Below are 12,419 nucleotides of genomic sequence, written 5' to 3'. Positions count from 1 at the left end.
CCCCTGGCCCCCGGCGTTCACCCCGTTCGGGCCGTTCATTGCGACCCATACGCGTAACTGAATTTTGAACTTGGGGCACCACCAACAAGGGTTGATCGCCTTGGGAGAGCCTCAGGGCGGCAAGGGCTAGTTGCTCTGGGGTGGCTTCGGTTTCACGGCTGAGCCTTTGGATGATTTCAGCCATCAGTGCCACCTCCTGCTGACGCTCGCTCGCTACGGGTTCAGTGAGCAGGCAGGTGAGTTTTTCCTGCAGTTGGTCTAGGCGTTGTTGATTGATTTCCGCATCGGAGGGCACCTCCATCGGTTCAATCGCACAACCAACGGCCCGCTCTAGCCCATAGAGCAAACGGCGCTCCCTGGGGGAGAGAAACAGGATCGCGTCCCCTTCCCTGCCGGCGCGGCCGGTGCGACCAATGCGATGCACATAGGCTTCGCTGTCGAAGGGAACGTCGTAATTAACAACTAAACCAATGCGYTCCACATCAAGGCCCCGGGCTGCCACATCGGTGGCCACCAACACATCTACCTTGCCATCTTTTAAGCGTTCAATTGTGCGTTCCCGCAGGGATTGGGGAATATCGCCATTGAGYACAGCRCAGGCGGTGCCACTGGCTTCAAGGGCTTCAGCCACCACAACTGTTACCGCTTTTGTGCGGGCAAAAATAATTACACCACCGCGGCCGTGGGCCTCAAGCACCCTTTGCAGAGCAGGTARTTTTTGATGATGGGGAACACTGATAAAACGTTGGCGAATGCGGCCGGCATCAGCTTGGCGGGTGCGAATGGTGATCTCAGCCGGTTGCTTTTGATGTTGTTGGCAAATCCGCCTGATTTCATTTGGCATGGTGGCAGAAAACAACACCACTTGCCGCTTAGTTGGTAATTGCTCCAGCACCCATTGCACATCGTCGATAAAACCCATGCGCAGCATTTCATCTGCTTCATCAAGCACCAGTGTTTCTAATTTGGAAACATCAAGGGTGCCCTGGCGCATGTGATCCATCACCCGGCCTGGGGTGCCAACTATTACCTGAACACCCCTACGCAACTTCTGGATTTGATCGCGAAAATCAGTGCCTCCGTAAAGAGCAAGCACATGAACCCCAGGGGTACATGAGGCATAGCGTTGAAAGGCTTCGCTTACTTGAATTGCAAGTTCACGGGTTGGCGCTAACACCAACACCTGAGGATGGCGCGCTTCGATATCTAGCCTGGCTAGCAGCGGTAGGGCAAAAGCAGCGGTTTTACCTGTGCCTGTTTGAGCTTGGCCCAGCAAATCCCTGCCGAGCATYAATTCGGGAATGGCAGCCGCCTGGATTGGTGATGGCTCCTGATAACCGCAGCGCTCTAGGGCCTCTAGAAGGTTTGCAGGCAAACCAAAACTGGCAAAACCAGAACTGGCAATAGCTGAATTTGATTCAGATGATTCGGAAGCTGGATCCTCAGGATTCAGTTCGCTAGGCAGGGGAAATTGAGGCGTAGTAGTCACGGTTGGATAGGGCGATTGTCGCCGTAGGTTGGCCTGAAATTCCTTGATTCAGGCCGGCAGAACCCACGTTTTGATCTGCCTTGCCCTATTCAGATGGACTTTCAACAAATGAAATATATCACCCGATGCTCCATGGCTGAGGCCCTACTTATCGGCCATAGTCATCGGCCAAACGTTCAATATCGGCTTCACTAAGAAGGTCCCCCCTTTGGATTTCAACAATCAACATCCCTTCAAACCCAGCTTCAGCTCGATGAATAGATCCACAGGGCACATCAAATGTGCTGCCAATTGGGGCTTCTAAATCTTGATCGTTAATGGTTACCGAGCCACCGCCAAGGGCCACATACCAATGCTCCTGGCGATGCTGATGGCGTTGCAATGAAATGCGYTGATGTGGGGYAATCCACAATCTTTTTATTAGATAGCCCTCCCCCTCCGCCAAGGTTTCAAACCAGCCCCATGGGCGTTTAGTTATTGCCATTGCTTCAGCCATCGTCGTCGCCGATTGCCTGGCAAAAACGAGTGGCGATAGCTATTTGCTGGGCTGTGAGGCCAGGGGGATAGGGAAGTTGTTCATTCAGGGCGCCAGGGCCCAGCAGCCATTCATCAATGCCAAGCTGGGTGCGCATGCAATCGCGATACATCGCTGGTGGGGTTGGGGTTAGGGGAACGCCGATAAAAGGTGGTATTTCCAATGCATTAATTAGGGAATGCTCCAACACTGCTTCTAAAAGTGCAAATTCAGCAGTTTTGTTATGGAACTGAAAAAAGTAGATCGGCCCGATCTTGGGCGCGGGTTAGGGCTGTGTAGAGCAACCTGGGATCCAGCCCCTCGGCTTCATTGATCACAACTATCACCTGCTTAGCTTGGCTGCCTTGGCTTTTATGCACTGTGATCGCAAGGGCCGGTTCCACGCCAACAAGCAATTCCAAGGGGATGCGCTGGGCGCCATCACCGCTKGCGATAACCGCCACTTTTCGGCCCCTTTCATCGCTGCGAATTAAGCCCAAATCACCATTTGATAGGCCTTTTTCATTGTTATTGCGGTTGATTAAAACTGGTGTTCCCACGGGCCAAGCCAAGGGATTATTTCGATCTAAGCCAAGCCAGCGTTCATTTAATTGATCCACCCCATGGCGGCCCTTTCGCCGCGGCGCCAATAACATTAATTCCAGAAGCGTGTTGAGGGCTTCTTGATCTGAAYAGTGCTTATTTTCAGCTGCTATTARTAGTTGCTTGCGGTGYAGATTTAASCGTTCAGTTAATTCTATGGGCCAACCTAGATTTAAATTGTAGAAACCTAAATTGCCTGTTTCTGGCAGCTGCTGCAATTGTGTGGCCAAATCGATGGGCCCCTTGCGCAGCTGCTGAACAAATTCCCCAAGGGCAGTGGTTTGATTGAAGCGATGGGAGCCTTTTAATTCGATTAARCATTGCGGTGCCTCTGCCGCCAGCTTTGCTTTCAAGGGAGCGAGCACACCGGCCCCGGATATCGGTGGCAGCTGGCCAGGATCCCCCAATAAAAACAGCTTCACCCCAGGGGGTAATGCYGCCAATAGGGCCTCCAGCAGCATTATTTCCACCATTGAAAATTCATCAACAACAACGCTGCTTAACTCCAGCAACCGTTGTGGTCCCCGGCGAAATCGGCCATCACCACTGGCCTCAAGCCAGCGGTGAATGGTGCCGCATTGCATCCCCTCGGGCATTGGCGCCATCGCCTCCCTCAAGCGGGCGGCTGCCTTGCCAGTGGGGGCCATTAGGGCCGTTGGCTGATTTATCTCCCCCAGTAGTTTTCGCACCAGGCTGGTTTTACCGCTGCCGGCCCCACCTGTTACCAAAAGTCCGTTGTGGGATTTGAGCAGATCAACAAGTTGCGCAAGCACCYTTTGTTGCTGTTTGAACCCCTTAGCCGTCCAGAGCTTTAACGGTTCATCTGGTTTTTTATCCAGCACCAGTGGCAGAGCTGCTAGGGCGCTGATCAGTTCATCTGGTAACTGGCTTTCAGCCAATTCAAGCGGTTCTTTACCTTGGCCAAGATTGCTAAAAAACAATTCCAGCAATGGCTTTAAGGCCTCTGCCTGGCTTTGCACGCTGGCTGGCGCAAGGGCCAATAGGCGGGTGGCACTCATGGATTAGTAAGCCAGGCGCTTTCACCATTGCGGGTGAACAACATCAAGGCGTGAACGGGGCAGGGTTCGGATTTGGTTAAACCAAGCCGCAGCCGCAGCCATTGCTCTATGGCGTGGCGATAGAGCTGGGCCTGCAGCCAATAATCCTTATCTGCCATCAGTTTTGCCACAGGTTGGCTGAGCCGATTTGTTTTCCAATCCAGCACCACCCATTGCAGATCTCCATTGGCAGCTGGTGCCCGGARCACCAAATCGATCACCCCATTTAAAAAACCGGCCCTGGCTTGGGGKAGGCGTTGTTTAAGCCGTTCTTTTGCATAGGAGCAAACCAATGGRTTGGGGTGTTTTGCGAGTTGRCTTAGGGCCTCACCCAATACATCTAGGGGCGGGCCGTTTTCAAAGCCACTCAGGGGYAAATCAAAGGGCAATTCCCGCAAACTGTTTTGGCGTTCAATTTGATTAAGGCGCAACTGGCCCAGGGGTCCCCCGAGGGACCTCTGCATGAGTTCTTGCAGGGCTGGCCTTAGCTCCGCGGCCAAGTGTGGTTCAAAGCCAGAACGGGCAACGGCATCAACAAGAATTTTTTGGACCTCTGGTGCAGYTAAATCAGCGCTGAAATCAAGCTGCTCCAGCACCCCATGCACAAGGGTGCCAAAGGCAGCACCAGCTGGAAGGCTGCTCCATAGGGGGCTTTCTGAGCTGCCGGCCCCATCACTTGCTGGGCTGTTATCTGGATCAAAGCCYTCTTCTTCCCTGCTGTAATCAGAGGCAACTTGGTTTTGTTCCACCAAKCGGCTGTAGCTCCACCTGCCCCAGGGGGCAAGGTTTGGCCGTGGCAGCGATGCTTTGACCTKGCTGGCAGGAGCCGGGGGCAGCAGGCTTGGGATTGCAATGGTTGGCTGGCTTCCTTGGCTGGGCTGCGGCTCCACCAGTTCAAATTGGATGCCTAATTCAAGGCAGCGGCGTTGCACCTGTTGTTGCAATTGGGGGTTTTCCTTGATGGCTGTTGCTATGGCCTCCCATGGCTGCTGGGCCCTGGGCCTGCGCAGTTCGSGATGGAGYAACCAKGCGGGCAAGCTGGTGGCGCTATCGCGYACCCGACCCCAATCAAGGCTCAGTTGATGGCAGGCGCGGGTAATACCCACATAGCCGAGGCGTAACCCCTCCTGCCAGGCCTCCAGTTCTGCCGTTTCGCGCCTTTCCAGCCTTGGGGAACTKCCATCACAACGGTTTAATTCCAAGATGCGTTTTTGGCTGGCTTGATCCCAGCCCCTAAATGGTTCCTCCGCCTTTGGCCCCCCGGAACCACGCCAAAGGGTGGGACACCAAACCAAAGGAAATTCCAAACCTTTGCTGGCATGAAGGGTGCTGATGCAAACCATCTTCCCAGCAGCCACCAACCGTTGCTGGCTGCTGTTGGAGCCCTCCGCACTGCAGCGTTTTTGCGCTAGCCAGAGGCCAAGGCGGGCGGGGGAGGGGCGTCCTTGGGTTTGCCAGTTTTCTTGCAGCAGTTCGCCAAGCTGCAGCAAATCGCTCACCCGTTGGGCACCACCAAGGCAAGCATTGAGGCGGGCTATGCCAGGGCCAGTGGCAATTAGCAGCTCYAGGGCCGGTAGGGGGCCAAGTTGCTGGTARCGCTGCTCAGCTCTGCTGATTTTTTGCAGCCATGAACCATGTTCAAAGTCGTCCCAGGTTGAAACTTCCCCGGCGTTAAATCCCCCTAAAGGTGATAAGGCAAGGGCGAGGGCGGGSGGTTTGCGGCCATCTGCCGCAAGGGCGCTTAGGGCAAGGGCAACACTGCCAGCTTCCGCCGTAGCCCAGATATTGCCACCCCTGCCGATGCGAGCTGGTATGCCACGGCTGAGCAATTCCCGTTGAATTGCCAGCGCTTCTGTATTACGGCTCACCAAAACGGCCAGATCGCCTGGATTGATTGGCCGCCAGCTATYGCCCGAYAGTTTTTCTAAACCTTGAGCAAGGCAATTTTGCAAGTCGCTGGCCACACTGGCTGCCAGGGTGCGGCTYAGGTTGGTTGTGGCTGTGGGCTTATCGCCGCTGGTGATCCAGCGCAACCGCACTGGAGGCACAGGGGCTTTGCTGTTGCCATATCGCAACCGAAAGGAGGGAGTGTTTKGGGGTGCCTGAACTGGGTGGTAAGGAATTTCGGCACTTCCAAATGCTTCGCCTTCGCTAAAYAATCGGTTGAGCACWTCAAGTAGTTGGGGATCACTGCGGCGATTGRTGTTGAGGCCCGCCCGCCTGCGGTTATTGCCACTGGTGGCAAGGCGATAGGTGCGGATGTCGCCACCACGAAAGCGGTAGATGGCTTGTTTGGGATCACCGATCAGGGTGATTGGTAAATTTCCTGCAAATAAAGAATCAAACAAACGCCATTGAATTGGATCCGTATCTTGAAATTCATCGATTAAGCAGCATTTATATTTACGCTGGGCCCAGGTTTTAAGAGCGATTAATTGATCTGGCTCTAGTTTTGCAGGATCAACCCGCTCGAGTAGATCGGAGAAACTGAGGACGTTTTGAGCCAACCTTTGGCCGCTGGCCTGCTCTTTTATTTGCAGGCAGAATTGCTGAAGCAGTTGTTCAATTGGTTGATAACAGAGTTGATCGGCCAGGTGATGGAGCCCCGCTGTTGGTGCCTGGCTGGGGTCGGCCAGCACCAAACGCAGGCGATTGGTGGCGAAGGCTTGGCATAGATGGCGATAGGTTTTTGCATTGTGAGGCGAGGGATTTAAAAAAAACTGCTGCCTTGCTATTTCCAGCCGRCTTGGCAATTCAGTTAGCCTGGTTTTAGGAATTATTTTTACGGGAGTTTCGTTGCCTTTGCCTTTACATAGGGCAACCAACGCGGCTGCAGTTTCATCGCCTTGGCTTGCTAGGGCATTGTGAAAGCGCTGCTCTAGATCTGCCCACAGTTGCTCGGGATCAGTTGCATRTTTGGGATTGGCTATTTGCATATCGCGGTCGTCGTCTATCAATTGGGCTAGYTTTAAAAGTTGATCTGCCCTTAGATCAGCGTGGCTATGCACCCATGCCTGCCAGGGGCTWGAACTTGGCGATAGCTTGCAGCGGCGCCAATGGGTAACAAGATTAAATAGCAATTCCTGGTTGTTTTCTTGTAATCCCACCATCGGATCAATGGCCAGCAAGGGCCCGTTGGCGCGAATWAGGGTTTTGATGAAGCCATGGATGGTGTGGATTGGGGCTAAATCCAMTTGATCTAATGCTTTTAATAGCCTTAGCAGTGGTTCATAGGGATCGGAACTTGAATGCCAGCTRGCGATTAAAGGGGCAAGGGTTTCATCTAGGGCTGGGCTATTTTCCGCCTGTTGGCCGATGGCCATCGCCAATGCGGTGGCGGCCAAGTTCAAGCGATCACGAATCCGCCTGCGAATTTCTGCCGCCGCCGCCCTGGTGAAAGTAACCACCAGGATTGATTCAACAGGCAACCCTTGTTCTGCAATTAAGCGCAATACCCGGTGGCTGAGGGCATAGGTTTTACCCGTGCCGGCGCTGGCCTCAATCACCTCGGTGCCAGAGGGYAGAGCKCCATTTAAATCAAGGTTAGTCATGATATTTTGGAAGCTGCTAATGCTTCATCAAGCGGTATCAAAATCTGCTCAGCTAGGCTCAAACAATCAGCCTGATCCCACCAACTAAATAAATTTGGTGCCTCACCACCATTTAATTGAATGATTGAATCTGGCCATTGATAATTATCTAATTGATTCCAATTCGCTTCTGGATTWWGCCGGTAGTTAAGCAGCAACCAACTGGCTTCTGGYTCAAATGGCAAGGGCCGATTTAGGCCTTCTTGATGTAATTTAAACAGTAGATCTAGGTGTATGTTAGCTGTTGCTGAATCGATGGSATCAAGGCATAGGCTGATTAGTTCTTCCTGTTCACCGCTTGCTTTYGGGCCAATTAAATAGGTGGGGCGTGGTTCAGTTTKATTGGCATCCAAATGGGCAATCCAAGCTTGCAGCTTGCGTTTTGCGTTTAAAACACCGCTGCTGATAATGCGTTGTGAGTTTGGCTGGCTTTGCTGCAGTTGCTGATCAATTTGCAGTAGGGCAAGGCTGCGCTGGCGAAGGTTGGCGCTAACCACCTGGGCGGCCGGGCCTGAGGGCAGTTTGCCCCGGCGCTCTAGGGCCCCCTGTTGCTGTTGCCAGGCAGCTGGGCTTAGCCCATCAACCCCTAGGGGCAGCATTTGTTCGCCTATTTKCCAGCGATGCAAACCATCTAGTTCTGTTTCCTCTGGRTCCCAGGCTTGCTCTGGTTTGCGTTGCAGTTGGATGCCATGGGCCCGCAGGAATGCCCGGGCCGGRTCGCGAAAAAATAGTTGTAGTTCGCTTAGATCGCTGCTGGCTGTTTCAGTTGCTGGCCAATCCAAATTGGCAGGCCATAGGGCTTCAAGCCCATTGATGGGGGCTACTGGCAGGGGCCGCAGCGGTGGGGCGCGGCGCACCAATAGATCTTTGATCGCTGTGCCATCACTGCAGCGGTATTGAGTTGTTARGCAGCTGATTAAATCGGCCAGGGGRCCCGCTGGGTTTTGTTCTTCCCCCGTGCGTGGATCAGTGCCCGTGTAGGTGGCAATCCAGTGGTGGCGGCAGGCCTGCAAGGTTTCGAGCAGGATTGCTCGATCCTCCTGGCGGCGGCTGCGATCGCCCCGCCAGGGGTTGCGCGCCATCAGGTTGTAGTTAGCGAAATTGTCTTGGCGGGGCAGCCGTTCTTCATCCATGCCCAGCAGCACCACCACCCGATGGGGAATGGAGCGCATCGGCTCAAGGGCGCTGAGGGTAACGGCACCACTTACATGGCCATAACGGCCTTGCTCTTGGGCTTCTGCCTCCTCCAGCAGTAAAACCACTGCCTCCCGCTCAAGCAGGGGCGCATTTGCCGGGACAGTGCGCAATGGTTTGAGCAATTCATAAAGTTCAGGTGCCTGCCAGCCATTRAGGCCAGCGCTGTTGCTGAGCCCTTGCACGGCCTCGGCTAGGGCTTCTGCCCAGGCCCCTGGAGTAAGGGGTTTTTCGAGGCGCTGTAGGAAATCAAATAGGGTTTCGCAGGCCTTGATTAGTGCCTGCACTAAAGCGGCTGTTAAAAGCGGATCGCCGTGGGCAGCTATGCCTTGCCATTCGCCGAGGGCTGCAGCTTCAGCGGGAAATGGATCCTCTATTAGTAGGCCCAGCAGCAGGCGATCTAGGCCCCATTGCCAACTGTTTTCGCCGCCAGCGGGATAACCCCACTGCTGGCGATGGCTGCCRTCTTYTCCCCAGGTGATTCCAACCGCTTGGATTAGGTGCAGCCATTGGTGATGTTCTAAATCGATAAGTTGCATTGCTTGCGCCACCGGTGGCAGCAGCAATAAATCCAGCACCGCTTCCCTTTCGTAGCGGCTGCCGGCAAGRGCTAGCAGYTGGAATAGGAGATTGATTTGGGGATTGCGTTGCCTGAGGGTGCGATCGGTAACGCGAATTGGCAGGTGGCGGGGGTTGCTGYTGCCGCCTGGTTGCTCAAAGGTGGCGAGCACTAAGGGGGCAAAACAGGCCACATCCGTTGTTAGCAGCAACACCTGGCGCGGWTGCAGGCTGGGGTCGCGGGCCATTAAGGCAAGCACTGCTTCGTGGGCTTCCTCCACCTGACGGCGATCGCCGTGGCAGTGGATTACCTGGAGGTTTAGCTGCTCTGCTTTTAGCTCTAGGGGATTGCCTTTTAAGCCGGTTGCTAGATCGTGTTTGAGTTGATCTAAGAGCGTTGCCCCCTCCTTAAGGGGTGGGCTTGGCAAGGAATGCCGTTGGAACTTTTCCTCAAGGTTGGTGGAAATAAGTTCCAGTTGCCAATCAAAATCCCGCAGGGTGCGCCCGAGGTTTGCCAGCAGGGGATGCCCTTTGTAAAGAAGCATTGTTTCCAGCTGTTCCACCGCACTGGTTTCGTTGTTGATCGGAGGKGGCATGGCACCCCAAGGGGCGTTGCAGGGGCTCAGCAGGTAGAGCACCACATCCCGCCGGCCGCTGGCGGCAATGGTTGCGAGCAATTGCCAAAARGCGGGGGCCAGGCTGGAGAGGCCAAACACATGCAGCGGTCCCTCTTGCTGCCATTGCTTAAACAGCTCTTCTGCCTTKGCTAAGCGTTGCGGCGCATGCAGTAGGCGTTCACTGGGGTGATCAAAGCCGAGGGCCTTGGCTTTRTTTTGCAAGTTGCGCAGSAGTTGCGCTTGCCAGAGTTCGCWTGYCTCGAGCGGTTTGGCATCGAAATCAAGGTTTTCCGCTGCTARCCAGCGGCGAATTGCCGCTGGGCGATAGAGGCCGTATTGATCAAGGGTGTCGCTTAATTGCAACAGGAATTGCAATTGCTGCCGGTTTAGCTGTGAATTGTTTGGCCAGTGCTGGCTACCTGGGATCTGGGGGAGCATTTGGGCCAGGTGCCAGCGCAGCTGTTCTGGTTCCCACGGATCAGGGTTATCACTGGGCTGMGCTGCTAGTTGCCGCACCAGATTGCGCAGGTAKCGGCCACCAAAATCAAAATCGATGCCAGCGCAAATTCCCAGCTGTTCACTTAAGGCAAGGGCCAGCCAACGCCCCATGGCATTGGTGCTAACCAACACCTTTTGCACRGCAAAGGGATCCTCGGGGGTRTTTGCCAGCAGCTGTTCAGCCAGGGCAGCAGCCAGGGTTTCAATGCTGTTGCTTTGGATTAAACGGAACAAAACCGGGTGGCAAGGAAGCGATCTTCAGCTTTTTTCAAGGTATTTTCGCTTAAGAAAGCACCCATCCAAGTTGAATTCCTGACACAATTTTGCATTAACGAATCAATTTTCAACGCCGTGACCACCGATCTCCAATGGAGGRAGAACGGAGAGCTTCATCCCGATGAGCTTGAACGCCTCCAACAGCTGCTTTCAAACCAAATCCAGGGCCAAAGCCTGGAATTTCAAGCCCTTGATGGGSAGCTCAACCCTCRCTTGCAAGGGGATCGGGAATTGCTTTGCTCGGCGCTTCAAACTCGCCCTTGAGCACGAATTCCAAGCGTAGTTTCATGAAATCAATGAAACTGCGATCGGTTGATATCACTGCAGCTGCTGGCCTWGGTACGGCAGCTGTTGTTTTTGTAAGTTCAGCTGCATTTAAAAAACTGGGCCTGCGCACCAGCCAGAAATCAATCTCTTTGGAATTYTCGGCGTAGTTGCGGCGCCGTTCTGTTAGCACCTCCGCCAGGGGTTCCTCTTCTGTAAGGAAATTTTCACTGGCTGCTACGTAGTAATAGGTGGCCATTAGCAAAAAGYGTTGTTCGGCCCTGGATTCTGCTCCAGGGGGCGGGGGTTAAGCACAAGCGCCTTCATTTGACGCACCGCCTGCTCRAGSCCCACGGCAAGGGCCCTTGCGATAATTGTGTGGCCGATGTTTAGCTCCTCAATCCCTGGGATTGCAGCCACAGGCTCAACATTTTGGTAGGTGAGCCCGTGGCCCGCATTCACCCGTAAACCCATTTCACGGCAGTGCTGGGTGGMTTCAATCAATTTGGCTAATTCTTGGGCTTGTTTTGTGCCCCATGGGGCATCGGCGTAGGAACCGGTGTGCAGTTCCACCCAAAGGGCACCGCTGGCATGGCAGGCCTGCAATTGCTTGGCATCTGCATCCACAAACAAACTCACGGGRATGCCAGCCCCCTGGAGCCCACTAATGCATTGCTGCAGTTGGCTGCCCATGGCAACCACATCCAGGCCCCCCTCAGTTGTTACCTCCTCGCGCCGCTCCGGCACAAGGGTSACCATGGCTGGCTTGAGCCTTAGGGCGATCGCCTGCATTTCGGCGGTAGCGGCCATCTCCAAATTGAGGCGACTGCGCAGGGTGGCCCGCAACAGCTCCACGTCGGTGTCTTGAATGTGTCTGCGGTCTTCCCTTAGGTGCACGGTGATGCCATCGGCGCCACCAAGTTCCGCAAGCAAAGCAAGGGTTACGGGGTTTGGTTCCACCGTGCGGCGGGCTTGGCGCACGGTGGCGATGTGATCGATATTTACGCCGAGGCTGGCCATCGCAAATGCTGTCCAGGGATTGATCTTAGGAACCGCTTGGCTGGATATGGTTTGGCGATGGCCGATCCAATCCGCAGTGAAGTGGCCCCTTGGCTTGCGCCAGTGGCGATGTGGGCTACCCAAGACCTCGCTTTACGTTGTTATTTCAAATCCACCAAGGTGCTCGGYATTGAGCACCTACCCCGCAGGGGACCGGTGCTGCTTGCCCCCACCCATCGCTCCCGCTGGGATGCCTTGATGTTGCCGATGGCTGCAGGCCGCCGCATTCACGGCAGGGATTGTCGCTTCATGGTTACAACAACAGAGATGGAGGGTTTGCAGGGTTGGTTTTTAGAACGCTTGGGTTGTTTTGCCATCGACCAAAGCAAACCAGGCACCAGCAGCTTGAGGTTTGCCTTGGATCTATTAGGCCAGGGGGAACAGGTGGTGGTGTTCCCGGARGGCACAATTCGCCGCGATCAAAGGGAATTGAACCTGGAGCCGGGGTTGCCACGCCTAGCCAGCTTGGCCCAGCTCAAAGGTTTACGGGTACCTGTGGTGCCAGTGGGTTTGGCCTATAGCCACCCCATTCCGCGCTGGTGGGATCGAGCTGCCCTTTGTTTTGGGGCGCCCCTGTTGCTTAATGGAACGGGTAAAACGGCTGCTGCGGAGTTGGAAGAGCGGCTTGCCAAGCAAATGCGTTCAGCTGAGGAAGCGGCCCGTGCCTGGGTGGGTAATTCCTAAATMAGCAAATACAGT

At 54.6% G+C, this 12,419-nt stretch carries 9 protein-coding genes; 1 reads left to right on the top strand and 8 read right to left on the bottom strand.

Translation table 11 applies throughout. The features are described 5' to 3' along the window. From C7K08_RS06640 to C7K08_RS06605, 8 genes are all read right to left on the bottom strand, one after another. The coding region (locus C7K08_RS06640; protein ID WP_423218689.1) for a DEAD/DEAH box helicase at positions 1–1,489 on the bottom strand (1,489 nt) is incomplete at its 3' end. Positions 1,490–1,637: 148 nt separating this feature from the next. Continuing rightward, a complete protein-coding gene (locus tag C7K08_RS06635; protein WP_241537110.1) occupies positions 1,638–1,973 on the bottom strand; it encodes a phosphomannose isomerase type II C-terminal cupin domain in 336 nt (111 codons plus the stop codon). A gap of 4 nt (positions 1,974–1,977) precedes the next feature. Continuing rightward, the gene (locus C7K08_RS06630) at positions 1,978–2,214 is read right to left on the bottom strand and encodes a hypothetical protein (protein ID WP_106499854.1); all 237 of its coding nucleotides are present in this window, start codon (positions 2,212–2,214) and stop codon (positions 1,978–1,980) included. 31 nt (positions 2,215–2,245) lie between these two features. Next, positions 2,246–3,625 (bottom strand): ATP-dependent DNA helicase, encoded by a 1,380-nt coding sequence (locus tag C7K08_RS06625; protein WP_106499853.1) that lies wholly within the window; start codon positions 3,623–3,625, stop codon positions 2,246–2,248. Next, positions 3,622–7,215 (bottom strand): UvrD-helicase domain-containing protein, encoded by a 3,594-nt coding sequence (locus C7K08_RS06620; protein WP_106499852.1) that lies wholly within the window; start codon positions 7,213–7,215, stop codon positions 3,622–3,624. Before C7K08_RS06620 ends, C7K08_RS06625 begins: the two co-directional genes overlap by 4 nt. After that, a complete protein-coding gene (locus tag C7K08_RS06615) occupies positions 7,212–10,355 on the bottom strand; it encodes an exodeoxyribonuclease V subunit gamma (protein WP_106499851.1) in 3,144 nt (1,047 codons plus the stop codon). Before C7K08_RS06615 ends, C7K08_RS06620 begins: the two co-directional genes overlap by 4 nt. Positions 10,356–10,599: 244 nt before the next feature. Next, positions 10,600–10,920 carry an MgPME-cyclase complex family protein gene (locus C7K08_RS06610; RefSeq protein WP_106499850.1) on the bottom strand — a complete coding sequence of 107 codons (321 nt, stop codon included), beginning with the start codon at positions 10,918–10,920 and terminating at the stop codon, positions 10,600–10,602. Next, positions 10,920–11,681 carry a pyridoxine 5'-phosphate synthase gene (locus C7K08_RS06605; RefSeq protein ID WP_106499849.1) on the bottom strand — a complete coding sequence of 254 codons (762 nt, stop codon included), beginning with the start codon at positions 11,679–11,681 and terminating at the stop codon, positions 10,920–10,922. Before C7K08_RS06605 ends, C7K08_RS06610 begins: the two co-directional genes overlap by 1 nt. Positions 11,682–11,738: 57 nt before the next feature. Here C7K08_RS06605 and C7K08_RS06600 point away from each other — a divergent pair, with 57 nt between their 5' ends. Then, complete coding sequence (locus C7K08_RS06600) at positions 11,739–12,404, top strand: lysophospholipid acyltransferase family protein (protein ID WP_241537109.1); 666 nt, start codon at positions 11,739–11,741, stop codon at positions 12,402–12,404. The last annotated feature ends 15 nt before the right edge of the window (positions 12,405–12,419 follow it).

Origin of the sequence: Synechococcus lacustris str. Tous (assembly GCF_003011125.1) — a bacterium.
Classification (GTDB): domain Bacteria; phylum Cyanobacteriota; class Cyanobacteriia; order PCC-6307; family Cyanobiaceae; genus Synechococcus_D; species Synechococcus_D lacustris.
The sequence above is the reverse complement of the archived record's forward strand: the minus strand, read 5'-3'. Positions and strand labels throughout refer to the sequence as shown.